This is a genomic window from Mycobacterium sp. NGS51 (assembly GCF_059812525.1).
In genome coordinates this window covers 453967-479416 of the sequence record NZ_JCALCV010000001.1, presented here as the reverse complement: position 1 = coordinate 479416, position 25450 = coordinate 453967, and the positions used below count along the sequence as shown (strand labels likewise).

The following is a 25450-nucleotide window of genomic DNA, read 5'->3' as shown; positions in this document are numbered from 1 at the left end:
ACATTGCGGCGCCGCTTAGGAGATCCGGTCCACCAGCGCATCGAGCAGGCGTCGGCCAACCGATGGTCTGGGCGCGGTCGCCGCGATCGACAACATGTCGTCGACGGCGGTGAACTTGTCGCGCGGGCGGTCATCGGCGGCGCCGCGCGCGACCTCGGCGGCGTCGATGGCGTGCCAGCCGGCGGCGTCGATAACCTCGGGCCGGCGAGCGTGCACCAGCCTGGCCAGGGCCCGCGGCCCGGCTTGTGGATCGGTCAGCAGGCCGTCGTTGAAGTCGGCGACCAGCGCCTGGACGGTGTGCAGAGAGCAGGACTTGTTGGTGCCGATGAACCCGGTCGGTCCGCGTTTGATCCACCCCGCCACGTATGCGCCGGTCACCGGTTGTCCCGAGTCCGGATCAACGACGCGGCCCCCGTCGTTCGGCACTACGCCGGCGGCATCGTCGAACGGCAGATCACGAATTGGGTTGCCGTGATAGCCAATTGACGTCAGCAGCAGCCCGGCGTCCAATTGGCGCACCTCGTCGGTGCCGGTGACCGTGAACTCCACGCCGCTAACGCGCTGCTCGCCGAGGACGCGCGCCGGGGTGAGCTGATAGGTCAGCCGGATCCGCGGTCTCGACGGCACCGCTGAGGCGTCGCCGAGTTTGCTGAGGATCTCCAGTTTCTGCCTGGTCGATTTGTCGGAGACGGACGCGAGGTCGCGGCGCACCAAGTCGTGATCGGCGGCGTCGAGCACCACGTCGGCGGTGGTGGTCAACCCGATCAGCTCCGGCAGCGTGAACGCCGACTGTGCGGGTCCGCGCCGAGCCACGATCACCACCTCGCGCACCCGCGACGCACGTAGCACCTCCAGCGCGTGGTCGGAGATATCGGTGCTGGCCAGCTGATCGGGATCGGCGGTGAGAACGCGGGCGACATCGAGCGCAACGTTGCCGTTGCCGACGATGACTACTCGCTCATGGCTCAAATCGACTGGCAGATCCGTGAAATCGGGATGGCCGTTGTACCACGCCACCATCTCCGTCGCGGTGCCCGTGCCGTTGAGGCCCATCCCGCCGATGTCGAGCCGTCGATCATTCGGCGCACCAACGGCATACACCACGGCGTGGTGGTGAGCCAACAGATCTGCGTGGCTCAGGTGCCTGCCAACTTCCACGTTGAGAAAGAACTGGAAGCCTCGACGATCGGCGACCTGGTCGAACAGCCGAGTTACCCGCTTGGTGCTTTGGTGATCGGGTGCCACTCCGGCACGCACCAAACCGTAAGGGGTAGGCAGCTTTTCGAAAACATTGACCCGCACCCCGGATTGGGTGAGCAGCTCGTCGGCCGCGTACATCGCCGCCGGCCCGGAGCCGACGATCGCCACGGTCAGCGGGCAGCCGCGGGCATGCACCTCCGACGCCGGAATAACCGGGGCCAGCTTCGAAGTCGGCGGCAGCTTCACATCGGCGGGCCGCTCCGGGTAGAACGACGAGTTGATCTCGATGAATGGCAGTTGCCTAGGCTCCAGCCGGCTATCGGGCGCAATGGCTCCCACCGGGCAGGCGCTCACGCAGGCTCCGCAGTCGACGCAGGCCACCGGGTCGATGTAGAGCATCTCGGAGGTGGCGAAACCCGGCTCGTCCGGTGTGGGGTGGATGCAGTTCACCGGACAAGCGAAGACACAGGACCCGTCGTTGCAGCACGACTGGGTAATAACGTGCGGCATGAATCAACCGGGACTGTCAGGCAGCCGGCACCGCGGCCAAGTGCTGGCGCGCTGGCTCGCTGCGGTAGCGCGACGGCTTGCCGTTGATCTTGCAGATCCGCCATATCAACTTGGCGACCGGGTTCATCAACCCGGTGTCGTGACACAGCATCCGCACATCGCCGAACATGTCGCGGAGCATCTGCTGCGACTCCGGCGAGCGGAAGAACACCTCCTTGCGCACCCGGCGGGGAATGTCGAACTCGCGCCAGAAAGCCTTCGGCGGAACCACGATCGCCGAGCACAGGATCCGCATGGTCACCGGGACAAACAATGACAGCCAGAACCGCTTGCGGCGCGGCAGGTCCGGGACACGCTTGCGCAGGTACTCGTGGGCAAACGAGATGTGGCGAGCCTCTTCGGCGACGTGAATCGCCATCACCCGTTCCATGATCGGGTGCAGCTCCTTGCCCTCGCGCAGCACGTTCTTCTGCGTGTGGTCGATGGGCTCCTCGCCCGCCAGGATGCCGAACCAGAACGGGATCGGCAGCGGGCCGGCCACCAACGGGATCAATGGCTGAACCCATTTCAGCAGCCGCGGCATGCCAGGCACGTCGGCCCCGATGTGGTTCACCATCTCCTGGAACATCATGGTGTGGTTGCACTCTTCGACCGCTTCGTGCAGGCAATACCGATACTCCGGCGAGCCGTTCGGGACCCAGAAGGCGTACTCCATCAGGCCGCGAATCAGGATCGACTCGAAGTGCAAACCGACCTTGGCGACGTTCGCCTGCCGCCACATGCCGATCTGGATCTGGCGTTCGTCGGACTGGGCCTGATACCAGGGGTGGCGGCCCAACGGATCAGTCCCTGGCAGTTTCCAGCGCGGGTCGTTGTCGGTGACCGCGAACTCGGGTGACTTCCAGTCGATGTCGGTATAGGGGTTGAAGTTGCGCCGCACCGACCCCTCGGACAGCGTGTTCAGCATGTCCACGTACTGCTGGTCATCCTGGACGTCCATGTTGCGGCGCCAGCGCCGTACTATCTTCGTCCGAGCCATCTTCTGAGCCATCCCCGGTCTCTCCTGATGAGGTTTACATTTCGGCGTCTGATGTCTAGACAGTACCGGAGGTATCGCAAACTTTCTAGACCTACGCGGCCACTGTGGTGCAGCGGCGAACGACGACCGTGATGTGGTCTGGGTCACATAGCCGGAGTCATTAGCCTGGTGATCATGGCTGAGGCATTGACGATTCCCGACGGCATCAAACCCGGCGACGGCCGATTCGGATCGGGTCCCTCCAAGGTGCGCCCCGAGCAGCTGCAGGCGCTTGCCACCAGCGCCGCCGGGCTTTTCGGAACCTCGCACCGGCAGGCACCGGTGAAGGATCTGGTCGGCCGGGTACGCACCGGCTTGCGCGACTTTTTCTCGGTGCCCGACGGGTACGAAGTCATCCTGGGCAACGGCGGCGCGACCGCGTTCTGGGACGCCGCGGCGTTCGGGCTGATCGACAAGCGGTCGCTGCACCTGTCCTACGGCGAGTTCAGCTCGAAGTTCGCTTCGGCGGTCACCAAGAATCCGTTCATCGGGGAGCCGATCGTCGTCAAATCCGAGCCCGGTAGCGCACCAGAGCCGCAGAGCGACCCATCGGTCGACGTGATCGCCTGGGCACACAACGAGACCTCGACCGGCGTGGCGGTGCCGGTGCGGCGTCCCACCGGCTCGGGTGACGCGCTGGTCGTCATCGACGCCACCTCCGGCGCCGGCGGGCTGCCGGTCGACATCACCGAGACCGACGCCTACTACTTCGCGCCGCAGAAGAACTTCGCCAGCGATGGCGGTTTGTGGCTGGCGATTCTGAGCCCGGCGGCGCTGGCCCGCGTCGAGACCATCGCAGCATCCGGACGCTGGGTGCCCGATTTCTTGTCGCTGCCCATCGCGGTGGAGAACAGCCTGAAGAACCAGACCTACAACACCCCGGCGATCGGAACGCTGGTGCTGCTGGCCGAGCAGATCGACTGGCTGTTGGGCAATGGCGGGCTGGATTGGGCAGTCAAGCGGACTGCGGACTCGTCGCAGCGGCTGTATGGATGGGCCCAGGAGCGGCCGTACACAACGCCGTTCGTTGCCGAACCGGGGCTGCGTTCGCAGGTAGTCGGCACCATCGACTTCAGCGACGACGTGGATGCCGCGGCCGTCGCGAAGGTGCTACGGGCCAACGGCATCGTCGACACCGAGCCGTACCGCAAATTGGGCCGCAACCAGTTGCGCGTCGCGATGTTCCCCGCCGTGGAGCCCGACGACGTCAGTGCCCTCACCGAATGCGTCGACTGGGTCGTCGAACGGCTCTGAGCCGGGCGGCGTGTCAAAACGGTAACGGTCGGTCGCTGCACTAAAGTGCGCACCAATCGGGTCGGATGCAACGGCTCGGAGGAGGTCGCCATGCGGGAACTCAAAGTCGTCGGACTCGACGTCGATGGCAACCACATCATCTGCGAGAGCGACAACCCGGCCGACACGTTCACCCTGCGGCTCGACGACCGGTTGCGGTCCGCGGTGCGCGGTGACGGGGCACGGGCGGGGCAAACTCAGATCGAGATTGAGGTCACCAGCATGCTGCGTCCCAAGGAGATTCAGGCCCGTATCCGTGCCGGCGCGTCCGTCGAGCAGGTAGCCGCGGCCGCCGGTGTGGACGTCGCGCGGGTCGAGCGGTTCGCTCACCCAGTGCTGCTGGAACGTTCGCGCGCCGCTGAGCTGGCGACTGCCGCACACCCCGTCCTGGCCGACGGTCCCGCCGTGCTGACACTGCTGGAGACCATCACCGCCGCACTGGTGGCGCGCGGCCTCAACCCGGATGCCACCACGTGGGACGCCTGGCGCAACGAGGACGGACGCTGGACGGTGCAGTTGGGCTGGAAGGCGGGGCGCTCCGATAACCTGGCGCATTTCCGCTTCGTCCCGGGTGCCCATGGCGGGACGGTTACCGCGCTCGACGACACGGCCAGTGAGCTGATTGACCCAGACTTCGACCGCCCACTGCGGCCACTGGCACCGGTCGCCCAGTTGGACTTCGACGAACCGGAACCGCCGACCGCAGAAGACACTGCGCCGGAGCCCCCGAGCGAGCCGGCACGCGGACGTCGCGGCAAGCCGCCGGTCCCGGCGTGGGAGGACGTGCTGCTGGGGGTCCGCTCCGGCGGGCAACGCTGATCTGCGCTACGTCCCCAATAGCGCGAGCGTCAGCAGGGCCAGCCACGCGCCCGTGACGCCTACTCCTGCGCCCAACACGAACCAACGCAACACCGGCGTGTACCGCCACCCCCACAGGGTGGGTGCTAGACCTCCAGCCGCGACGACGTTGAGCCCGACTGCCAGTAACGGATGCACACGGACCAACCCCAGACTGAGCACCACGATCGCGACTGCCGTTACTGCGGCGACAAAGCCGGCCACCGTCAAACCCGTTGCCCACGGGGTGGTTTCGTCAGACACCAGCCGAGCCTAACCTGATTGCTCGCGTGCACGTTCGTAGAAGGCGAGCGCCGCCGCGGTTGCGACATTGAGCGAGTCGGTGCCGCGCGACATCGGAATGCGCACCCGTAAATCGCTTGCCTGCATCGCGGCACGACTCAGTCCGTGTCCTTCGGCGCCCACCAGCACTGCAACCGCTTCGTCACGCACCATGCGCATCGCCGCCGGCAGCGTCTTGGTATCGCAGCCGGGCGTCATGGCAAGTAGCCGAAAACCTTTTTGCCGCAGGATGTGTAAGTCATCAGGCCACTCGGCTACCCGGGCATACGGCACCAACAGCGCGTGGCCCATCGATACCCGCACCGCCCGCCGGTACAGCGGATCCGCGCATCCCGCACCGAACACCACCGCGTCCACGCCGAGCCCGGCCGCGTTGCGAAAGATAGACCCCAGGTTCTCGTGGTCGTTGACGCCCTCGAGCACCGCAACCGTCCGCGCTCCGTCGAGAACCTGCGCGACACTCGGATCCGGCACCCGACGCGCCGCGGCCAGCACACCGCGGTTGAGGTGAAAGCCAACCACCTGTGCCATCACTTCCGCACAAACCCGGTAGTACGGGGCGGTACTGCCGGCAAGGTCCGACCCAAGCTCGGCGAGCCTGCGATCGGTGCCCAGAAACGCCAGCGGCGTGAACCGGGATGCCAACATGCGCTGCACCACCAGCACACCCTCGGCGATGACCAGACCTTTACCGGTCGGAAGGTCGGGACGACGATCGATGCTGTTCAGATCCCGGAAGTTGTCGAGCCGCGGATCGCCGGGATCGTCGATATCGCAGACCACGACGTGGTCTGTGCTCACGGACTTTCGTCGACCAGCGCCAAGATGAGGTCCGCGGCGTGGCGCAGCGTGTCCCGCTCGGCAGAGGCCAGACCCGCCAACCGCTGAGCGAGCCACTCCTGGCTGGCCCGATATTCGGCCTCCAGCAGTTCAGTGCCGGCTTCGGACACCGAAACCAGCACCTGCCGACCGTCGTCGGGGTGTGCGACGCGGTCGACGAACCCCAGATCGGCCAGTGACGCGATCACTCGGGTCATCGAGGGCGGCCGGACCCGTTCCCGACAGGCCAACGTGCCGGGCGTCATCGGCCCGTCTTTGGCCAACGTCGACAACGCCGACAGTTGCGACAGCGATACCGGGGACTGCGGGCGCCGAAACCGCAGCTGCCGGGCCAGCCGCATGACGGCCAACGACAAGTCGCTGGCCAGCCGCGTATCGCCGTTGATCACAGCGCGAAGGTTACGACACAACGTCCGTTCGTAAACAGCGAATCACCGACACATCCGGCGTCGGGCCGGGTTTGATGGGCCGCTTGCCGCCGGGTTAGCGTGATCTCGATGTCCGTCGAGCCAAGGCAAAGCCCCAAGCCGCCACGTCTGCCGGTGGCGTTGCTCGACGTGTGGCCCGTCATCGCGGTGGGCGCGCTGGCCTGGCTGATTGCTGCGGCGGCTGCGTTCATCGTGCCGAGCCTGGACAACTGGCGACCGGTGACGCTGGCGGGGTTGGGTGTCGGGCTGCTGGGCACCGCGATATTCCTCTGGCAGCGTGACGCTGCGCGCCGCGGCGCGCGCGGCGCACAGATCGGGTTCGAATCCCAACTCGATCGGGTCCAAAGTGACTTTCACCCGACGAGCGAAGACCACTAACAGGAGGACAGTTGAATGGCAGCGCCGCTATTGCAAGCACAAGTCGACATCAAAGCGCCGGTGGCCACAGTCTGGTCATTGGTATCGGATTTCCGCCGGATGCCGCAGTGGAGTCCGCAGTGCCGCTGGATGAAGCAGCTCGGCCCGCTACGCGAGGGCACCCGGACCCTCAACCTCAACCGCCGCAACTTCCTGTTCTGGCCCACGACGTGCACCGTCACCGAGGTCATCCCCGAGGAGAAAGTGGCGTTCAAGGTCAACGCCAACGGCACCATCTGGAGCTACGAGCTGCAAGCGATCCCCGAGGGCACCCGACTGGTCGAGAGCCGGCACGCCGAAAACGGGGTCAAGGCGATCTCCACCTTGACCGTGAACGCGCTGATGGGTGGGTCGGACAACTTCGACCGGGAACTGGTGGAGGGAATGAACGCCTCGCTGGCCAACATCAAAGCCGCCGCCGAGAACGGTTAAGACTCCGCGGGCTTGTCGGCGGGTGTCTCGGCGACGTCGAGCACCCCGTCGTCGTACGGCTCGTATGCCGGCGAGCCGCTGCCCGCCGGAGCCGGCGTGTCAGAATGCGCGCCGCACCCGTACTCGTAGTCGACGACGTGACCATCGGCGGACATCTCATTGCCGCAGACACCGAACATCGCGCCCAGCGACCCCGCCAACGGCAGGAAGAAGCCACAGTCGCGGCACACTCGTTTGGTCGACCGCGCCATCGGCGAGCCGGGGCCGTAGTCGCCGTCGTGCCAGCGCCCCGCCGCCTGCGAGCGGCCCCAGGCACTCATCACCCGCCGCCGTCCGAATCCAACGTCGGCGGCGACATCGTCGACCTGCGGGTCGCCGCTGGCCAGATAGCCCGGCACCAGTCGCGGGTCGTCGGGCAGCGGTGCGAGGAGATCTCCAGGTCCTAGATCGCCCGGTCGCACCCGTTGATCCCACGGCACCCAGTCCGGTGCCAGCAGCGCCGTCGGGCCCGGGACCAGCACGACCTCGCTGATGGTGGCGTGGTCGGCGCCGGGGTAGGCGGCGACGACGACGGCCCATTGCCAGCCCTGATAGCCAGGCAGGTGGGCCAAAAAGCGGTGGGTGCCCGCGGTTGGGCCCTCGTAGCCGGCGCCCAGGTATTCGCCGACCACGTCGGCGCCACTGAACTCGACCACGGCCGTCCGAGCCTGGTCGACGGCACCGGTGAGGACAGCCGCCAACGCCGGCGGCCACTCGGCCGTTGCCGTCGCCGCCGACTCCCCTGTGGGCCCGGTCACGCTGTCCGCTGTCTCCATACTTCGTCAATACTGCCGCAGGTCCGTAGCGGCCAGCCACACCGGTCGCCTACGCGCTTGATCATCCGCGATGAGCGAGAATTGATTCGTGGCGCAACGGCGGCGTGATCACCCGACCGAGCATCCCGGGATGGCCAACTATCCGACGGCCGACCCGGTATATCGTCGACCGCGCGCCACGATGCCCAGCGCCAACCGCTACCTCCCGCCGCTGAACCGTCAGCCGGACCCTGGCCGGCACAGCGAGGCGCCGCGTGCCGTTCCCACCGCCGAGCGGATCACCGTCACCCGCGCCGCGGCGCAGCGCAGTCGTGAAATGGGTTCGCGGATGTACGGTTTGGTGCAGCGGGCCGCGACCGCAGACGGCGCCGACAAGTCCGGTCTGACGGCGTTGACCTGGCCCGTGGTCGCGAATTTCGCGGTCGACTCCGCGATGGCGGTGGCGCTGGCCAACACGCTGTTCTTCGCGGCGGCCACCGGGGAGAGCAAGGACAGAGTCGCGCTGTACCTGCTCATCACGATCGCGCCGTTCGCGATGATCGCCCCGCTGATCGGTCCGGCGCTGGACCGGTTGCAGCACGGCCGTCGCGTCGCGCTGGCGCTGTCGTTCGTGCTGCGTACCGCACTGGCCGTGGTACTGATCACCAACTACGACGGCGCCACCGGCAGCTTTCCGTCCTGGGTGCTCTACCCATGCGCGCTGGCCATGATGGTGCTGTCCAAATCGTTTTCGGTGCTGCGCAGCGCGGTGACGCCGCGGGTGATGCCGCCGACGATCGATTTGGTGCGGGTCAACTCCCGGCTGACCACCTTCGGGCTATTGGGCGGCACCATTGTCGGCGGCGGTATCGCCGCCGGCGTGGAGTACGTGTTCGACCACCTGTTTGCGCTGCCCGGCGCGTTGTTCGTCATCATCGCGGTGACCGTGGTGGGCGCTTGGCTGTCGATGCGGATTCCGCGTTGGGTCGAGGTGACCGCGGGCGAGGTCCCCACCACCTACCGCTACCGGCAGTCGCGTCGACGGGGGCACCTCCCGCGTGCGGGGGACTGGCCCGAAGAGGTTCGCCGCGCTAGCGGGGCGATTCGACAGCCGTTGGGCCGCAATATCATTACTGCTTTATGGGGCAATTGCACCATCAAAGTGATGGTCGGGTTCTTGTTCTTGTATCCCGCCTTCGTCGCCAAGGCGCACGACGTCAGCGGGTGGGTGCAGTTGGGTATGCTGGGTCTGATCGGCGCTGCGGCCGGGATCGGCAACTTCGCGGGCAACTTCGCCAGCGCCCGCCTGCAACTGGGCAGGCCCGCGGTGCTGGTAGTGCGTTGCACAGTGGCGGTGACGGCGGCGGCGCTGGCGGCGGCCGTCGCCGGCAGCCTCGTTGCGGCCACCATCGCCACCTTGGTCACGTCCGGGTCAAGTGCGATCGCCAAAGCCGCACTGGATGCCTCATTGCAAAACGATCTGCCTGAGGAGTCACGCGCCTCGGCGTTCGGACGCTCGGAGTCGACGCTGCAGTTGGCTTGGGTGCTCGGCGGCGCGCTGGGCGTGCTGGTGTACACCGAGCTGTGGGTCGGATTCAGCGCGGTGGGCGCATTGCTGATCCCGGGTTTGGCGCAGACCATCCTCAGCTTCCACGGCGACTCGTTGATACCCGGCTTCGGCGGTAACCGGCCCGTCATGGTCGAACAGCAGGGCCACCGCCGCGACGACGCCGCCGCGGTGCTGCGCAAGTGAAACGCCCTGTCGCGGTGCTGGTCGCCGTCGTGGTGGTGCTGGCTGCGGCCGGCGCCGGGTTCGGTGCCTGGCTGCTGGTGCGCGGACACGGCCCGTCGCGGCCCGAGATCAGTGCGTATTCGCACGGTCATCTGACTCGGGTCGGGCCATACCTGTATTGCAATGTGCTGGACCTCAACGATTGTCAGACGCCGGGTGCACAAGGCGAGTTGCCGGTGAATGACCGCGATCCGGTGCAGCTTTCGGTGCCGACGGCGATCGGCCGGGCGCCTTGGCGGCTGTTGCGGGTGTATGAGGATCCGGCCAACACCACGACCACCGTGTTCCGGCCGGACAGCCGGCTGGCGGTCACCATCTCCACCGTCGACCCGCAGCGCGGCCGGCTGAGCGGAATCGTCGTCCAGTTGATGACCCTGGTGGTCGACCCGGCCGGCGACTTGCACGATGTCCCGCACGCCGAGTGGTCGGTGCGCCTGGTCTTCTGACGCCGAGCGTCGAGTTGTTGGGTGAAATTGCGTGATTTGGCCCAACAACTCGACGCTCGACCGCAGGTGTCGGTACCGACGGGCATCGTTTGCGCATGGCAACCCTGGATTGGCCCTTTCGAGGCAACGAAGCTCTCGCCGCGGGAATCGTCACACCGCATCAGCTGCGAACCGAGTTCGAAAGCGTGCACCGGAATGTGTACATCCTGCGCGGACAGCCGCTGACACCGGTAACCCGCGCGGTCGCGGCGTGGCTGTGGTCGGGCCGCGCCGCGACCGTGGCGGGGCTATCCGCCGCGGCCCTGCACCGAACAGCGTGGATCGACGCATGGCTGCCCGCCGAGCTGAATCGCCGAAGTCGCGACAAGACGCACGGCATTGTTCTGCACAGCGACACGCTGTGGGACGACGAGTGGTGTGTGCGAGACGGTATCCGGTTAACGACCCCAGCCCGTACGGCATTCGACCTCGGGCGGCGAAACGGGTTCGCTGCGGCGGTGATTCGGCTTGACGCGCTCGCGCATGCCACCGGGTTGAAGGTGGCCGATGTGGAGCCGCTGGCGGACCGTCATCGCGGGGCGCGTGGGCTGGTGCAGCTGCGCCGGGTGTTGTCGGTAATCGACAGCGGTGCCGAATCGCCGTACGAGACGAAGACCCGGCTGCTGCTTTTGGCGAGCGGCCTGCCGCGGCCGCAGACCCAGATCGAGGTGCTTAGTGAATGGGGCGCGGTGGTGGCGCGCATCGACATGGGTTGGCAAGAGTGGAAGGTCGGCGTGGAGTTCGACGGCGCCCACCACTGGACCGATCCGGCGCAGCGGACTTACGACATCGATCGACTGGCCGAACTAGAGGCCCGCGGATGGATCATCATCCGGGTGAGCGCAGATCTGCTGCGGTACCGTCCGGAAGTTCTCATCGCGCGGATACTTCGGGCGCTGCGCGCCGCCGGCTGCTGCATTTGAGCCGTCGAACGTCGAGTTGTTGGGCCAAATCGCGCAATTTCGCCCAACAACTCGACGCTCGACGTTAGTGGTTTTGCGGCACCCTCTTACCCTCCACCGGCGGGCCAGGCGGGCTGCCATCACCGAAGGGCTTGCCGCCCAGTGCTTCTCGTCCATGTGGAGTCAGCCAGTTAGCCAAGTCCGGGCCCTTGGGCACGATGCGGGTGGGGTTGATGTCGGCGTGCACGATGTAGTAGTGCTGTTTGATCTGCACGAAGTCGACAGTGTCGCCGAAACCCGGCGTTTGGAACAGGTCACGCGCATAGGCCCACAGCACCGGCATCTCGGACAGCTTGGATCGGTTGCATTTGAAATGCCCGTGATAGACCGGGTCGAAGCGGGCCAACGTGGTGAACAGCCGCACATCGGCTTCGGTGATGGTGTCGCCCACTAGGTATCGCTGCCCACTGAGCCGCTCGCTCACCCAGTCCAGCGCGGTGAACAATCGGTCGTAGGCCGCGTCGTAGGCCTGCTGTGAGCCGGCGAATCCACACCGATACACCCCGTTGTTGATCTCGGTGTATATCCGTCGGGCCACCTCGTCGATCTCGGCACGCAGCGGCTCCGGGTAGAGCTCGGGCGCGCCGTCACGCCGGTAGGCCGTCCATTCGGTCGAGAAGTCCACGGTCATCTGCGCGAAATCGTTGGTGACCACCGCGCCGGTATGCACGTCGACCATCGCCGGGACCGTGATGCCCTTCGGGTAGTCGGGAAACCGCTTGAAATAGGCGTCCTGCAAACGAGGGATCTTCAGCACCGGGTCGACGCCGCCGGGGTCGAGGTCGAAGGTCCAACTGCGCGCGTCATGGGTAGGGCCGCAAAATCCAATGGAGATAACCTTTTCCAGCCCCAGCAGCCGCCGGACGATGATCGCGCGGTTGGCCCACGGGCACGCGCGGGCGACGATCAAGCGGTATCGCCCCGGTTCGACGGGATACCCGTCCCGGCCGTCTGCGGTGATGCGGGTCTCGATGTAGTTGGTATCGCGGGTGTACTCACCCGCCCCGGCGACATAGGAAGCCATGCTGTCAGGAGTCCGATACGGTCAGGACCCGCCGGGACATGTCCTCCTCGGTGGACGCACCCGGTTCCCACTGGGCGATCCATGGCCCGGTGCCCTCCGAGGGGTCCAGGATTCCGGCTTCCAGCCACGTATAGCGTCCGCTCAGCACCTCCTCGGCCAACCGAACGTCGGTGCTGTCGGTGTTGGACCACAACGCGCCGAACAGTGCCTCGACCCGCAAGGTGGCCTGTTGGCAGAACGCGTCGGCAAGCTCGTAGGCCTGCTGGCCCTCGGCCCGGTCCGCAACCCGCTGCGCTTCGGCGCGCACGCATGCCGCCGACATGGCGAACAACTCCGCCCCGATATCCACGATGCGGCCGAGGAATCCCTGTTTTTGCTCCAAAGCGGCTTGCCAGCGCGCCATTCCGTAGAACGTGTTGCGGGCGAGCTTGCGCGCCGAGCGCTCGACAAACCGCATATGGGTCGCAAGCTTGCCGAACTCACGATAGGTGGTCGGCAGTTGCCCTTCACCGAATGCCAGTTGCGGCAACCATTTTGCGTAGAATCCACTGGCGCCTGCTGCGGCCTTGGCCTTCTGCCGCATGTCGGCTTTGGGATTCGCCAGATCCCCGGCCGTACTCAGGTGGGTGTCGACCGCCTCGCGGGCGATCAGCAGCCGCATGATCTCACTGGATCCTTCGAAAATGCGGTTGATCCGCAAGTCGCGCACCAACTGCTCCACCGGAACGGCGCGCTCTCCGCGCGCGGCCAATGACTCGGCGGTCTCGTAGCCGCGCCCGCCGCGGATCTGCAGTAGTTCGTCGGCGATCACGTCGGCCATCTCGCTGGACCACAATTTCGCCAGCGCCGCCTCGATTCGGATGTCGTTGCGGTCTTCGTCGGCCATCTGAGCGGACAGCTCGAGCACCGCTTCGAGCGCGTAAGTGGTTGCGGCAATAAACGAGATCTTGCCCGCGACCGCCGCGTGCTTGCCGACCGGTTTGCCCCACTGGACGCGTTCGCACGACCACTCCCGGGCGATCTTCAGCGACCATTTGGCGGCGCCGGCCGCCATTGCGGGGATGGAAAGCCGTCCGGCGTTCAGAGTGGTCAGCGCAATCTTCAGCCCGTCGCCTTCTCGGCCGATCAGGTTTTCCCGTGGGACGCGAACCTTATGCATGCGAGTCAGGCCGTTTTCGATGCCGCGCAAACCCATGAACTTGTTGCGTCGCTCGACGATGATGCCCGGCGAATCTGCTTCGACGACAAATGCGCTGACTCCCCCGCGGTGCCCGTCGCTCTTGGGCACTCGGGCCATCACCACCAGCAGATCGGCGACCACACCGTTAGTCGTCCATAGCTTCACGCCGTCGAGTTCGTATGCCCGCCCGTCGTCGACCGGTGTCGCCGTCGAGGCCAGCCGGGCGGGGTCGGAGCCCACATCGGGCTCGGTGAGCAGAAACGCCGAGACCCCTCCGGCCGCGCACCGCGGCAAAAACTTCCGCTTCTGTTCTTCGGTGCCGGCCAGTTTGAGTGGTTCGGGTACCCCGATCGACTGATGCGCCGACAGCAGTGCGCCAAGGCTGGGGTTGACCGTCGCAACCATGACCAATGCGCGGTTGTACGCGACCTGCGACATGTTCAGGCCGCCGTATTCGGAGGGGATTTTCATGCCAAAACAGCCGAGTTCGGCAAGACCCTTGACGTACTCGTCGGGGATCTGGGCATCTCGCTCGATGACGCTGCCGTCGACGCCCTCGAGAAACTCCCGCAGCTTGGCCAGGAATTCTTCGGTACGGGCGGCTTCCTCGTCGGTCGGTCGGGGAAACGGGTGGATCAGCTCTAACGGGAAGCGGCCGAGAAATAATTCCTTCGCGAACGACGGCTTATCCCAACCGCTTTCGCGAGACTCCTCGGCTACCGCTCTCGCTTGCTCCTCGCTGACCTGTGCCTGCTGCGCCATCGGACACTCCCTGGGTTACGACCATTGTTACGCGTCAGTAACCAGTGTTGCCCGCGGCGCACTTCCGTACACCATCTTTTAGGAGAATCGCAGTTGCGACTCAGCCGTCCAGCTCCCGGGCCACAGCTTTGACCACCTCGGAAACGCGACGGGCTGTCTTTCGGTCCGGGTAGCGGCCTTTGCGCAGTTCGGGCTGCACCGTGCTTTCCAGCAAGGTGATCATGTCCTCCACCATGCCGTGCAGCTCGTCGGGGCTGTGCTTGTGTTCGGCCGGCCCTTCGCGGCGAGTACGCGACAGGCTGGGTGGCGGATCAACCAGCTTGAGACTCAATGCCTGTGGTCCGCGACGACCAGAAGCCACGCCGAACTCGACGCGCTGCCCGGCCTTGAGGTCCTCGACGCCCGCGGGTAACGCCGATGAACGCACGTAGACGTCTTCGCCATCCTCCTGTGCCAGGAAGCCAAATCCCTTCGCGGCGTCGTACCACTTCACCTTGCCAGTCGGCACTGGTCTCACCTGCTTGTCTAACGAAATCTCTAGAATGGCCAACACAATGAAGCGTCCCGCCTGCGCAGGACGCAATGACTGCTGATCCTACTCGGACGCGGGCTGCCCAAGCACCCCCGTTACTTGTGGGTGCGGTGGCGACTCTCAGCGCTCGGCTGAGCCGCGCTGACGATCGCCACTGGGTAGGCTGGCACTACCGCTGGAGGTGATATGCGCCTGATCCTGAACGTCATCTGGCTGATCTTCGGCGGCCTGTGGCTGGCCGCCGGCTATCTACTGGCGGCTGTCGTCTGCTTTTTGCTCATCATCACCATCCCGTTCGGCTTCGCCGCCCTGCGTATCGGGCTGTATGCACTGTGGCCATTCGGTCGCACGATTGTTGAAAAGCCGGGCGCCGGGACCGGAGCGCTGATCGGGAACGTCATTTGGGTGCTGGTATGCGGCATCGCGCTGACGATCATCCATGTGACAACCGCGATCGCGCAGGCGGCGACGATCATCGGTATTCCGCTGGCGCTGGCCAACCTCAAGTTGATCCCGGTGTCGCTGGTGCCGCTGGGCAAAGAGATCGTGCCGGTCAATTCGCGCACTCGGCCCGAGTCGGTGCTGGCATGACGTTGATCGCACTCGGCGTGCCTACGGTGCGCCGCCCCGATGATGACCCGAGCCGCCACGGGCCCGCCCCTGCCACCGGGCCGTTGGTCGACACTTTCGGGCGGGTTGCCACCGACCTGCGGGTCTCGTTGACCGACCGCTGCAATCTGCGCTGCACCTACTGCATGCCCGCAGAGGGGCTGGACTGGCTACCCGGCGAGCAGCTACTCAAATCCGACGAACTGGCGCGGTTGCTGAGCATCGCGGTGACCCGGCTCGGGATCACCAGCGTGCGATTCACGGGCGGTGAGCCGTTGTTGGCCCGTCACCTCGAAGAAGTGGTGGCCGCGGTCGCGGCATTGCGGCCACGTCCGGAAATCTCGCTGACCACCAACGGCTTGGGTCTGGACCGGCGAGCCGCCGCGCTCGCCAAGGCCGGCCTGGACCGGGTCAACGTGTCGCTGGACACCGTGGACCGCGCCCACTTTGCGGCCATCACCCGGCGCGACCGGCTCGACGACGTGCTGGCCGGGCTGGCCGCGGCCAAGGAAGCCGGCTTCGATCCCGTCAAGGTCAACGCCGTACTCGATCCCACCACCGGGCGAGCGGACGTCGTGGAGCTGCTGCGGTTTTGCCTCGAGCACGGGTACCAATTGCGGGTCATCGAGCAGATGCCGCTCGACGCCGGCCACCAGTGGCGCCGCGGGGAGGTGCTGAGCGCCGACGACGTGCTGGCGGCGTTGCGGCCGCATTTCCGGCTGCGACCCGACCCGGCACCACGCGGGTCGGCGCCGGCCGAGTTGTGGCTGGTGGACGAGGGTCCGGGCACGCCGGCCGGAAAGGTCGGCGTCATCGCCTCGGTATCGCACCCGTTCTGTTCGACGTGTGATCGGGTGCGGTTGACCGCCGACGGTCAAATCCGCAACTGCCTGTTCGCCAAGCAGGAGACCGACGTTCGTAATCTGCTGCGCAGCGGCGCCGACGATGACGCGATCGAAGCAGCATGGCGCACGGCGATGTGGGCCAAAGCTGCCGGGCACGGCATCAACGACCCCGACTTCATCCAGCCGGACCGCCCGATGAGTGCGATCGGCGGCTGACCCGTGGCTCAACCATCCGACGCGCTCACAGAGATACCGGTCACGGTCCGCTATTTCGCAGCGGCACGGGCTGCGGCCGGCGTCGAGTCGGAAACCATCGCGGTGCGGGCCGGCGCCACGGTGGCTGAACTCGTCGGCGACCTGGCCGGACGCGATGCACGCCTGGCGACGGTGCTGTTGCGATGCTCCTACTTATGCGACGGAATCGCGGTCAAGGACGACGCGACCGTGCTGCGCGCCGGCGACACGATCGACGTTTTACCGCCCTTCGCCGGCGGCTAACCGCGTGATTTGCGTCACATAACGGTTTGATTACGGCACGGCCACGGGCTGATTGCGACAGGTCGTGACCTGCGCAAACTAACCACGTTCCTGGCGTTTCAGCGGTGTGCCGCAACGAAAATCGCCGAATTCACGCAGACGTGACTCTCTCGGCGCAACCCGCTACCGTCGTCCGCGGGCTTGCCGCGTCTACTCGACCGCTGGGCCTACCCCGCCTGTCGCGCCGAGCTCCATCCAGCAGACGGGGGCCAACGACAACCCGTGGATGGAGGCGGGGGACCCACCGGTCCGCCGAAATCGGACTGGAGCCTCATCAAGGCTCCTTGGGGTGAAGCCGCCGTCGTTTCCCCGTGGACACGGCAGTGGCCGGGCGACCTCTCCTAGCCCGAACCCGACAGCTGACCTCGTGGGCGCATACAGAGAGGACATCACCGGCGTATGAGTGGACGGCATCGTAAGCCCACGACATCTAGCGTCAGCGTCGCCAAGCTCGCCTTTACCGGCGCCGTGATCGGAGGCGGCAGCATCGCCCTCGCCGGCCACGCCGCGGCGGCGACCGACGGCGAATGGGACCAGGTAGCCCGCTGCGAGTCCGGCGGCAACTGGGCGATCAACACCGGCAACGGTTACCAGGGTGGGCTGCAGTTCAACCGAGGCACCTGGGCCGCTCATGGCGGCGGCGAGTTCGCCCCGTCGGCACATCTGGCCAGCAAGGAGCAGCAGATCGCAGTCGCCGAGCGGGTGTTGGCGACTCAGGGTCGCGGCGCCTGGCCGGCATGCGGTCGCGGGTTGTCGGCCGCCACACCGCGCAACGTCGTTGCCGACGAGCCGATGGACGCACCCGAAGACGACCCGGCGGCCAACGGCGAGCCGGCGGCGCTCGACGCTCCGTTGCCGCCGCCCGAAGAAGAACCGGCTCCGCCCGTCGAGTTGGTGGCCGTCGACGACCCGGCACCGCCGGTCGACGAGCCCGCCCCTGTGGTCGAGGCCGTGGCAGACGAGGCGCCGGTCGACGAGCCCGCGCCGCCGGTTGAGACCATCGCGCTCGACGAGGCGCCGCCCGCCGACGCCCCGGAGGAAATGCAGCAGGCCCAAGCGGTGTCGAGTTGGACCATCGCCGACGATGCACCGCTGGCGCCGGTTCCCAACGAGCCGGCACCGCTCGAGGCACCGCAGAACATGGACCTCGGCTTTCTTAGCAACTTGTGGCAAGCCATCCAGGCGGAGGACGTCAACGGCAACGACGCACTGACCGCGCTCGGCCAGCAGCCTGCGACCGCTCCGGCTCCGTAAGCCTGCGGTTAGGCCGAGCCCACCCACTCGTCGGTGCCGTCGGCGAAGAACTGGTGCTTCCACACCGGTAACCGCGCCTTGATGGTGTCCACCAGATGCGCGCACGTCTCGAATGCCGCGCGGCGATGATCGGAGGCCACCGCCGCCACCAGCGCCGCATCACCGATCTGCAGGACACCGACGCGGTGGCTGGCCGCGATGGCCCGCACCCCGCGGCACTGCTCGGCAACTTCGGCGAGCACGTCGGCCATGACCTGCTCGGCCGACGGGTGCGCGGAATATTCCAGCCGCAGCACGCCGCGTCCGCCGTCGTGGTCGCGGATCATCCCGACGAACCCTACGACCGCGCCGGCGGCCTGATGCCCCACTAAATCTTCGTGTTCGGCCAGCAGGATCGGCTGCTCGGTCAGCGCGGCGCGCAAAACCTGCGTCATCGCGGATGGTCCCCGCCGGCGAGTTGATCCAGCGCATGATCCAGCACGCCGTCGAGCACGCCGAGCCCGTCGCGCACTCCGCCGGTCGAGCCGGGCAGGTTGACGACGAGGGTCCGGCCGGCCACACCGCACACCCCGCGGGAGAGCACCGAGGTCGGCACCTTCGGCAAACCCGAGCTCCGGATCGCATCGGCCAGTCCGGGAATCTCGTAGTCGAGCACTGCCATCGTTTGAGCCGGCGTGTCGTCGCTGGGTGAGATGCCGGTGCCACCCGAGGTGATGACGACGTCGACAGCCTCACCGACGGCTTCGCGCAGGGCCTTCCCGACCGGGTCACCGTCGGGTACCACCAGCGGCTCGGACAGCGAAAATCCATGTCGCCCAAGCCATTCGGTGATGATGGGCCCGCACCGGTCGTCGTAGACGCCGGCCGATGCGCGAGTGGAGGCGATGATGACGCGTGCCGATCGGGCGGCCATCACCGCACCCAGGTCCCGTGCCGGCCGCCGTCCTTGCGCAGTACCCGGATGTCGTCGATGCGAGCGGCCGGGTCCACCGCTTTGATCATGTCGTAGAGCGTCAGGCCGGCCACGCTGACAGCGGTCAGCGCTTCCATCTCCACGCCCGTGCGGTCGGTGCTGCGCACTGTTGCGGTGATGTCGATTGCTGACTCGCCGACGGTGAAGTCGACCTCGACACCGGTCAGCGCGAGTTGGTGGCACAGCGGAATCAGGTCGCTGGTGTGTTTGGCGGCCAGGATGCCCGCCACTCGCGCGGTGGCCAGCGCATCGCCTTTGGGCAGCCCGCCGGCCGAGATCAGCGACACTACCTCCGCGGAAGTGTGGAAGGTGCCGGCTGCGACGGCGGTGCGCTTGGTGGCTCCTTTTTCGGTGACGTCGACCATATGCGCAGCACCTCGCTCGTCGATGTGCGAGAGCGGGCCCGAAGCTGCAGCGCCAGACATCGACCGCCTACCGGTTGACGTCAGTGACCGGGTGTAGGTAGGGCAGGTCGTCTGAGGGCAGCGGAAAGACCAGATCACCGAACGGCGAGAGCGCGCCGACTCGGTCGGTCGCCAGCTCGCTCACGGCGTGATCGTCAGGGTCGGTCGTCGGCCAGCCCTTGTCAACGTACCGCGTCTTTTGCGCCTTTTTGTCACCGTTATCAGCCACGAGGTCCATTCTGACAGGTCGCCCACCGAGGGACCTGCCGAGTAGTCAGTTAATGCATCCGATCGAGGCCACTCGGCCGTCACGCTCCGCGTCAGCCGACTGCTTTACGCTGGTCAGCAATGACCGAACACACCCCGAGCATCGCGTTGGGGTCCTGGCTGGCCGACTTGCCCGACGAGCGGCTGATCCGCCTACTGGAGCTGCGGCCCGACCTTGCGCAGCCGCCGCCCGGCAGTATCGCGGCCCTGGCCGCCCGGGCTCAGGCGCGTCAGTCGGTGCGGGCCGCCACCGACGAGCTGGACTTCCTGCGGCTGGCAGTGCTTGATGCGCTGCTGGTGCTGCATGCCGACACCGCGCCGGTGCCGGTCGCCAAGCTGCTCGCAATGATCGGTGATCGGGCGCCCGAGGCCAACGTCGTCGCCGCCCTCGACGACCTCAAGGAGCGCGCCCTGGCCTGGGGTGACGCGGAGGTTCGGGTGGCCGCCGACGCCGCCGCCGGACTGCCCTGGCATGCCGGGCAAGCAATCTTGGAGGACGAGCCGCGCACCCGGGAACAGATCGTCGCGCTGCTGGACGAACTCGACGACTCAGTGTTAGGCGTGTTGGAGAAGCTGTTGGAGGGCTCCCCACTGGGGCGTACCCGCGACGCCGCACCCGGCGCTGCCCCGGACCGCCCGGTGCCGCAACTGCTGGCCAAGGGCCTGTTGCGCCGAGTCGACGCCGAGACGGTGATCCTGCCGCGCCAAGTCGGACATGTGCTGCGTGGCGAGGATCCCGGGCCGGTGCAGCTGACGGCGCCGGATCCGGTCGCGGCCACCACCACGGCTGCCGATGCCGATGCTGCCGCCGCCGGAGCGGTCATCGACTTACTGCGCGAACTCGAAGCTGTGCTGCAAACCCTCAGCGCGGCACCGGTTGCCGAGCTGCGTAGTGGCGGTCTGGGGATACGTGACGTCAGGCGGCTGGCCAAAGTCACCGGGATCGACGAGGCCCGGCTGGGTCTGATTCTCGAACTGGCGGCGGCGGCCGGCCTAGTCGCGAGTGGCACGCCGGATCCACCGCCCGACGATGGTGAGGGCCCGTTTTGGGCGCCGACGGTGGCGGCTGACCGGTTCGCCGAGACATCCACCGCGCAGCGATGGCAGCTTCTGGCCAACACCTGGCTGGACCTCCCCAGGCGTCCCGCGTTGATCGGCACGCACGATCCGACCGCCAAACCCTATGGCGCCCTGTCGGATTCCATCTACTCGACGGCAGCACCGCTGGATCGCCGCCTGCTGTTGGACATGCTGGCCGAACTGCCGCCCGGCGCCGGCGTCGACAAGACATCCGCGTCGGCGGCGCTGGTGTGGCGCCGCCCGCGATGGGCCAAGCGACTGCAGCCGGGCCCGGTCGCCGACCTGCTGGACGAGGCGCATTTCCTCGGGCTGGTCGGCCGCGGCGCGATCAGCACCCCGGGCCGCGCGCTGCTGGATCAGGGCGAGCACGACGCAGTGCTCGCCGCGATGAACCGCGCGCTACCCCCGCCGATCGACCACTTCCTGGTCCAGGCCGACCTGACCGTGGTGGTGCCCGGACCGCTGGAACGAGACCTCGCCGAGGAACTATCCGCGGTCGCCACCGTTGAATCGGCTGGCGCGGCGATGGTTTACCGGGTCACCGAACAGTCGATCCGGCACGCGCTCGATATCGGCAAAACAGCCGACGAGCTGCACGGGCTATTCAAGACATACTCCAAAACACCGGTGCCACAGGCCCTTTCCTACCTCATCGACGATGTGGCCCGTCGGCACGGACAGCTGCGAATCGGTATGGCGGCCTCCTTCGTCCGTTGCGAAGACCCGACGCTGCTGGCCCAGGCGGTGGCAGCACCCGCGACCGAACAGCTGGGGCTGCGGGTGCTGGCGTCGACCGTGGCGATCTCTCAGGCACCGATCGCCGAGGTGCTGGCGGCTGTGCGCAACGCGGGTTTCGCCCCGGCCGCAGAGGACTCCACCGGCACCATCGTCGACATCCGGGCCCGCGGCGCCCGGGTGCCCACGCCGCAGCTGCGCCGCACGCATCGCGCGATCCCGCGCCCCAGCAGCGACACGCTGGGCGCAGTGGTCGCCGTGCTGCGCAAGGTCAGCGCGGCGCCGTTTGCCAACGTACGGATCGACCCGGCGGTCGCGATGTCGTTATTGCAACGTGCCGCGCGGGACGGCATCACGGTGGTGATCGGTTATGTCGACGCCGCCGGGGTGGCCACTCAGCGCGTGGTTACACCGGTCGCGGTGGTGGGCGGTCAGTTGGTGGCGTTCGATGCGACGTCCGGGCAGGCCCGTGAGTTCGCCATCCATCGCATCACTACCGTGTCGGCCGAGCCGGGATAATGGGGCTCTATGCCGCCGGCGACGATGCAGAGCGGAGTGATGAGGAGGAGCGGCGCTTGTGCCTGACGGGCCGTTGATCGTGCAGTCCGACAAGACCGTACTGCTCGAAGTTGACCATGAGCTGGCCGGCGCTGCACGCGCGGCGATCGCACCGTTCGCAGAACTGGAACGCGCCCCTGAGCATGTGCACACCTACCGCATCACCCCGCTGGCACTGTGGAACGCCCGGGCCGCCGGCCACGACGCCGAGCAGGTGGTCGACGCATTGGTCAGCTACTCGCGTTACGCGGTGCCGCAGCCGCTGCTGGTCGACATCGTCGACACCATGGCCCGCTACGGGCGGCTGCAGCTGGTCAAGCACCCCGCGCACGGCCTGACACTGGTCAGCTTCGATCGCGCGGTGCTCGCAGAGGTGCTGCGGCACAAGAAGATCGCACCGATGCTCGGCGCCCGCATCGACGACGACACCGTCGTCGTGCATCCCAGCGAACGCGGCCGGGTCAAGCAAATGCTGCTCAAGATCGGCTGGCCGGCCGAGGATCTGGCCGGCTACGTCGACGGCGAAGCCCACCCGATCAGCCTGCGCCAGGACGACTGGCATCTGCGGGACTACCAGGAGATGGCGACCGAGTCGTTCTGGTCGGGCGGCTCAGGTGTGGTGGTGCTGCCGTGCGGGGCGGGTAAGACGCTGGTCGGCGCGGCTGCGATGGCGAAAGCCAGTGCGACGACGCTGATTCTGGTGACCAACACCGTCGCCGGTCGGCAGTGGAAGCGCGAGCTGATTGCCCGCACGTCGCTCACCGAAGAAGAGATCGGCGAATACTCCGGTGAGCGCAAAGAGATTCGCCCGGTCACCATCGCCACCTACCAGGTGATCACCCGGCGCACCAAGGGTGAATACCGCCACCTGGAGTTGTTCGACAGCCGGGACTGGGGACTGATCATCTACGACGAGGTGCATCTGCTGCCCGCGCCGGTGTTCCGGATGACCGCCGACCTGCAATCGCGCCGACGACTTGGCTTGACCGCCACCCTGATCCGCGAGGACGGCCGCGAAGGCGATGTGTTCAGCTTGATCGGCCCGAAACGCTATGACGCGCCGTGGAAAGACATCGAAGCGCAAGGCTGGATCGCGCCGGCCGAGTGTGTCGAGGTGCGAGTGACGCTGACCGATAGTGAGCGGATGACCTACGCCACGGCAGAGCCCGACGAACGCTATCGGCTCTGCTCGACCGCGCATTCGAAGGTCGCGGTGGTCCGTTCGATTCTGAGTCGACACCCCGGCGAGCAGACGCTGGTCATCGGCGCGTACCTGGATCAGCTCGACGAACTCGGCACCGTGCTCGACGCCCCAGTGATCCAGGGATCCACCAAGACCGCCGAACGCGAGGCGTTGTTCGACGCGTTCCGCCGCGGCGAGATCACCACCCTGGTGGTGTCCAAGGTGGCCAACTTCTCCATCGACTTGCCCGAAGCCGCAGTGGCGGTGCAGGTTTCGGGGACTTTCGGTTCACGCCAGGAGGAGGCGCAGCGGCTGGGCCGGTTGCTGCGACCCAAGGCCGACGGCGGGGGCGCGATCTTCTACTCGGTGGTGGCCCGGGACAGTCAGGACGCCGAGTACGCCGCGCACCGGCAGCGCTTCCTCGCCGAGCAGGGCTACGGCTACATCATCCGCGACGCCGACGATCTGCTCGGCCCGGCGATTTAAGGTCCGTCCACCTCTAGAGCGTCAGGATCGTCGCCGAGGCGGTGCCGGGCGCGCCGTACACCTGCGCCAAGCCGACGCGGAGGTTGCCGGGAACCTGCCGCTCGCCGGCCTCGCCGCGCAGCTGCCGCACCAGTTCGTGCACCTGCCGCAATCCCGAGGCGCCGATCGGCTCACCGTTGGCGATCAGACCGCCGTCGGTGTTGACCGGAATCGAGCCGTGAATCTCGGTGGCACCGTCGGCCACTAGCTTCTCTTGCTCGCCGTCGGCGCACAGCCCCGTTTCGGCCATGTGGATGACCTCGGCGCCGGCGTCGGTGTCCTGCAGCTGGGCAATGTCGACGTCCTCGGGACCGATGCCTGCGGCGTCGTAAGCGGCTTTGGCCGCGTACACCGTCGGCGAGGCGTCCTCGTCCAGCGGTGCCGACGTGGCGTGCACTTCGTAGGCGCCGAACCGCCGGGTGCGGATCTCACTGGCTTGCACGTATACCGGCTTGTCGGTGAACTTGCGCGCGATGTCGCCGCGGCACATGACTACCGCGGCGGCGCCCTCGTCGGGTGCGCAGAACATGTACTGCGTCAGCGGGTAGTTGAGCACGGCCGAGTTGAGGATCTCCTCCTCCGGAATCGGCTTGCGGCGGAACGCATTCGGGTTCAACGCACCATTGCGGAAGTTTTTGGCGGCGACTTTGGCCAGCGTGCCTTGCGAAATGTTGTGGTCGTGAATGTATTTGTTGGCCTTCATTCCGAAGAACTTGGTGGTGACGAACTGCCCGTTCTCCGCATACCACTGCGGCAACGCCAGCTTGGCGGGGTCGTCGGTGAACGCGCCGCGCGGGTGCTTGTCCAAGCCGATAGCGATGCCGATGTCGTACTTGCCCAACCGGATGGTGTCGGCGGTCTGCTGAATGGCGCTGGCGGCGGTGGCACAGGCGTTGAATACGTTGGTGAACGTGATACCGGTCAGGCCGACCAGGCGGGTCACCGCGTCGGGGTTGGATACTTCGTAGCTGCCGCCAAAGCCGAACTGGATGTCCTTCCACTCCAGACCGGCATCGGCCAGTGCGGCCTGAATCGCGTCCGCGCCCATCTGCATCGCGGTCTTGTCGAATCGGCCGAACGGGTGCAGGCCCACTCCGATGATTGCTACGTCGTTCATCGCTTGCTCTCCCGATCAGGCCGGCTGGAAGGCGAACGTCACGACGTCGTTGCCCTCCTCGTCGGTGGTAAACGGCACCATGGTCAGCTCGACATCCATGCCGAACTGCAGCTTGTCCGGATCGCTTTCGGTCAGGCGTCCCTCGACGCGGATCACGTCGCCGAGTTGCACCAAACCGACCCCGAAGGGGGTGAAGGCCTTGCCCGTCGGTCCCGCATAGGGCGGCCCCGGGGGGAAACCCTGGGTGGTCCAGGCCACCAGGGTTCCGCGGCGGGGCAGCAACAGCTCGGACATTGCGGCGCCGCTGCACCGCGGGCACCGCTGCTGCACCGGGAACGTGGTGGCCCCGCAGCCGTCGCATTGGCTGCCGATCAATTGCGGGCTGTCGTCAGGCCAGGTCGAGATGTCGGGCGCCAGTGCCTTCTGCATCGAACGATCCTCCTAGTACGACACGAGAATAATGCTGACTAGACGGTACAACAACGTTCGATTAA

General features: G+C 66.8%; 28 protein-coding genes and 1 riboswitch. Of the genes, 13 read left to right on the top strand and 15 right to left on the bottom strand.

Annotation, left to right across the window (positions count from 1 at the left end; genetic code table 11):
• Positions 1–15: 15 nt before the first annotated feature.
• On the bottom strand, positions 16–1710 hold the full coding sequence (locus tag AC5Y5W_RS02505) for an FAD-dependent oxidoreductase (protein ID WP_500022023.1): 1695 nt from the start codon (positions 1708–1710) through the stop codon (positions 16–18).
• A gap of 16 nt (positions 1711–1726) precedes the next feature.
• Positions 1727–2749 carry an AurF N-oxygenase family protein gene (locus AC5Y5W_RS02500; RefSeq protein ID WP_500022049.1) on the bottom strand — a complete coding sequence of 341 codons (1023 nt, stop codon included), beginning with the start codon at positions 2747–2749 and terminating at the stop codon, positions 1727–1729.
• 174 nt (positions 2750–2923) lie between these two features.
• Between AC5Y5W_RS02500 and serC the strand changes: the two genes are divergently transcribed.
• Both serC and sepH read left to right on the top strand, forming a co-directional pair.
• Positions 2924–4042, top strand: a complete 1119-nt coding sequence (gene serC, locus AC5Y5W_RS02495) for a phosphoserine transaminase (protein WP_500022022.1) — start codon at positions 2924–2926, stop codon at positions 4040–4042.
• 90 nt (positions 4043–4132) lie between these two features.
• Positions 4133–4900, top strand: coding sequence for a septation protein SepH (gene sepH, locus AC5Y5W_RS02490; protein WP_500022021.1), 768 nt, complete (start codon positions 4133–4135; stop codon positions 4898–4900).
• 6 nt (positions 4901–4906) lie between these two features.
• On the opposite strand, the gene AC5Y5W_RS02485 is transcribed toward sepH, so the two are convergent.
• Genes AC5Y5W_RS02485 through AC5Y5W_RS02475 form a run of 3 tightly spaced genes read right to left on the bottom strand, consistent with a single transcriptional unit; the run spans position 4907 to position 6402 of the window.
• Positions 4907–5182: a DUF2537 domain-containing protein gene (locus AC5Y5W_RS02485; protein ID WP_500022020.1), complete on the bottom strand. Its 276-nt coding sequence runs from the start codon at positions 5180–5182 to the stop codon at positions 4907–4909.
• A gap of 9 nt (positions 5183–5191) precedes the next feature.
• Positions 5192–6022 carry a TrmH family RNA methyltransferase gene (locus tag AC5Y5W_RS02480; protein ID WP_500022019.1) on the bottom strand — a complete coding sequence of 277 codons (831 nt, stop codon included), beginning with the start codon at positions 6020–6022 and terminating at the stop codon, positions 5192–5194.
• Positions 6019–6402, bottom strand: a complete 384-nt coding sequence (locus AC5Y5W_RS02475; RefSeq protein ID WP_500022048.1) for a MarR family transcriptional regulator — start codon at positions 6400–6402, stop codon at positions 6019–6021. Before AC5Y5W_RS02475 ends, AC5Y5W_RS02480 begins: the two co-directional genes overlap by 4 nt.
• 156 nt (positions 6403–6558) lie before the next feature.
• On the opposite strand from AC5Y5W_RS02475, the gene AC5Y5W_RS02470 reads away from it, so the two are divergent.
• Positions 6559–6867: a DUF2530 domain-containing protein gene (locus AC5Y5W_RS02470; RefSeq protein WP_500022018.1), complete on the top strand. Its 309-nt coding sequence runs from the start codon at positions 6559–6561 to the stop codon at positions 6865–6867.
• A gap of 15 nt (positions 6868–6882) precedes the next feature.
• Positions 6883–7338 carry an SRPBCC family protein gene (locus tag AC5Y5W_RS02465; protein ID WP_500022017.1) on the top strand — a complete coding sequence of 152 codons (456 nt, stop codon included), beginning with the start codon at positions 6883–6885 and terminating at the stop codon, positions 7336–7338.
• On the opposite strand, the gene AC5Y5W_RS02460 is transcribed toward AC5Y5W_RS02465, so the two are convergent.
• Positions 7335–8135: a DUF3027 domain-containing protein gene (locus AC5Y5W_RS02460; protein ID WP_500010165.1), complete on the bottom strand. Its 801-nt coding sequence runs from the start codon at positions 8133–8135 to the stop codon at positions 7335–7337. The two genes, AC5Y5W_RS02465 and AC5Y5W_RS02460, sit on opposite strands and share 4 nt — an antisense overlap.
• A 148-nt stretch (positions 8136–8283) precedes the next feature.
• On the opposite strand from AC5Y5W_RS02460, the gene AC5Y5W_RS02455 reads away from it, so the two are divergent.
• The 3 genes from AC5Y5W_RS02455 (at position 8284) to AC5Y5W_RS02445 (ending at position 11332) form a co-directional block, all read left to right on the top strand.
• The gene (locus AC5Y5W_RS02455; protein WP_500010164.1) at positions 8284–9885 is read left to right on the top strand and encodes an MFS transporter; all 1602 of its coding nucleotides are present in this window, start codon (positions 8284–8286) and stop codon (positions 9883–9885) included.
• The gene (locus tag AC5Y5W_RS02450; RefSeq protein ID WP_500010047.1) at positions 9882–10370 is read left to right on the top strand and encodes a DUF2771 domain-containing protein; all 489 of its coding nucleotides are present in this window, start codon (positions 9882–9884) and stop codon (positions 10368–10370) included. The genes AC5Y5W_RS02455 and AC5Y5W_RS02450 overlap by 4 nt, the downstream gene beginning before the upstream one ends.
• Positions 10371–10465: 95 nt before the next feature.
• Positions 10466–11332 carry a DUF559 domain-containing protein gene (locus AC5Y5W_RS02445; protein WP_500010046.1) on the top strand — a complete coding sequence of 289 codons (867 nt, stop codon included), beginning with the start codon at positions 10466–10468 and terminating at the stop codon, positions 11330–11332.
• A 64-nt stretch (positions 11333–11396) separates the two neighbouring features.
• Here the strand turns inward: AC5Y5W_RS02445 and AC5Y5W_RS02440 are convergent, their stop codons facing one another.
• From AC5Y5W_RS02440 to AC5Y5W_RS02430, 3 genes are all read right to left on the bottom strand, one after another.
• Positions 11397–12395 carry a glutathione S-transferase family protein gene (locus AC5Y5W_RS02440; RefSeq protein WP_500010045.1) on the bottom strand — a complete coding sequence of 333 codons (999 nt, stop codon included), beginning with the start codon at positions 12393–12395 and terminating at the stop codon, positions 11397–11399.
• Between the two features lie 4 nt (positions 12396–12399).
• On the bottom strand, positions 12400–14337 hold the full coding sequence (locus tag AC5Y5W_RS02435; protein ID WP_500010044.1) for an acyl-CoA dehydrogenase family protein: 1938 nt from the start codon (positions 14335–14337) through the stop codon (positions 12400–12402).
• Between the two features lie 100 nt (positions 14338–14437).
• A complete protein-coding gene (locus AC5Y5W_RS02430) occupies positions 14438–14845 on the bottom strand; it encodes a cold-shock protein (protein ID WP_500010043.1) in 408 nt (135 codons plus the stop codon).
• 210 nt (positions 14846–15055) lie between these two features.
• Between AC5Y5W_RS02430 and AC5Y5W_RS02425 the strand changes: the two genes are divergently transcribed.
• The 4 genes from AC5Y5W_RS02425 to AC5Y5W_RS02410 all read left to right on the top strand — a co-directional run bounded on the left by AC5Y5W_RS02425 (position 15056) and on the right by AC5Y5W_RS02410 (position 18114).
• Positions 15056–15460: a YccF domain-containing protein gene (locus tag AC5Y5W_RS02425; RefSeq protein WP_500010042.1), complete on the top strand. Its 405-nt coding sequence runs from the start codon at positions 15056–15058 to the stop codon at positions 15458–15460.
• Positions 15457–16539, top strand: coding sequence for a GTP 3',8-cyclase MoaA (gene moaA / locus AC5Y5W_RS02420; protein ID WP_500010041.1), 1083 nt, complete (start codon positions 15457–15459; stop codon positions 16537–16539). Before AC5Y5W_RS02425 ends, moaA begins: the two co-directional genes overlap by 4 nt.
• A gap of 3 nt (positions 16540–16542) precedes the next feature.
• A complete protein-coding gene (locus AC5Y5W_RS02415) occupies positions 16543–16821 on the top strand; it encodes a MoaD/ThiS family protein (RefSeq protein ID WP_500010040.1) in 279 nt (92 codons plus the stop codon).
• Positions 16822–17057: 236 nt separating this feature from the next.
• A riboswitch (cyclic di-AMP (ydaO/yuaA leader) is annotated at positions 17058–17250 on the top strand.
• A 9-nt stretch (positions 17251–17259) separates the two neighbouring features.
• Entirely contained in the window at positions 17260–18114 is an 855-nt protein-coding gene (locus tag AC5Y5W_RS02410) for a transglycosylase family protein (RefSeq protein ID WP_500010039.1), read from the top strand.
• Between the two features lie 8 nt (positions 18115–18122).
• Here the strand turns inward: AC5Y5W_RS02410 and AC5Y5W_RS02405 are convergent, their stop codons facing one another.
• Genes AC5Y5W_RS02405 through AC5Y5W_RS02390 form a run of 4 tightly spaced genes read right to left on the bottom strand, consistent with a single transcriptional unit; the run spans position 18123 to position 19729 of the window.
• A complete protein-coding gene (locus tag AC5Y5W_RS02405) occupies positions 18123–18548 on the bottom strand; it encodes a molybdenum cofactor biosynthesis protein MoaE (RefSeq protein WP_499896389.1) in 426 nt (141 codons plus the stop codon).
• Positions 18545–19027 carry a MogA/MoaB family molybdenum cofactor biosynthesis protein gene (locus AC5Y5W_RS02400; protein ID WP_500010038.1) on the bottom strand — a complete coding sequence of 161 codons (483 nt, stop codon included), beginning with the start codon at positions 19025–19027 and terminating at the stop codon, positions 18545–18547. Before AC5Y5W_RS02400 ends, AC5Y5W_RS02405 begins: the two co-directional genes overlap by 4 nt.
• On the bottom strand, positions 19027–19512 hold the full coding sequence (gene moaC, locus AC5Y5W_RS02395) for a cyclic pyranopterin monophosphate synthase MoaC (RefSeq protein WP_065013273.1): 486 nt from the start codon (positions 19510–19512) through the stop codon (positions 19027–19029). The genes AC5Y5W_RS02400 and moaC overlap by 1 nt, the downstream gene beginning before the upstream one ends.
• A 7-nt stretch (positions 19513–19519) precedes the next feature.
• On the bottom strand, positions 19520–19729 hold the full coding sequence (locus AC5Y5W_RS02390) for a hypothetical protein (RefSeq protein ID WP_500010037.1): 210 nt from the start codon (positions 19727–19729) through the stop codon (positions 19520–19522).
• A 110-nt stretch (positions 19730–19839) separates the two neighbouring features.
• On the opposite strand from AC5Y5W_RS02390, the gene AC5Y5W_RS02385 reads away from it, so the two are divergent.
• Both AC5Y5W_RS02385 and AC5Y5W_RS02380 read left to right on the top strand, forming a co-directional pair.
• Positions 19840–22092, top strand: coding sequence for a helicase-associated domain-containing protein (locus AC5Y5W_RS02385; RefSeq protein ID WP_500022016.1), 2253 nt, complete (start codon positions 19840–19842; stop codon positions 22090–22092).
• Positions 22093–22150: 58 nt separating this feature from the next.
• Positions 22151–23800: a DNA repair helicase XPB gene (locus AC5Y5W_RS02380; RefSeq protein WP_500022015.1), complete on the top strand. Its 1650-nt coding sequence runs from the start codon at positions 22151–22153 to the stop codon at positions 23798–23800.
• 13 nt (positions 23801–23813) lie between these two features.
• On the opposite strand, the gene AC5Y5W_RS02375 is transcribed toward AC5Y5W_RS02380, so the two are convergent.
• Positions 23814–24956: a thiolase family protein gene (locus AC5Y5W_RS02375; RefSeq protein ID WP_500022014.1), complete on the bottom strand. Its 1143-nt coding sequence runs from the start codon at positions 24954–24956 to the stop codon at positions 23814–23816.
• Between the two features lie 15 nt (positions 24957–24971).
• Positions 24972–25385, bottom strand: a complete 414-nt coding sequence (locus AC5Y5W_RS02370; RefSeq protein WP_500022013.1) for a Zn-ribbon domain-containing OB-fold protein — start codon at positions 25383–25385, stop codon at positions 24972–24974.
• Positions 25386–25450: the final 65 nt, after the last annotated feature.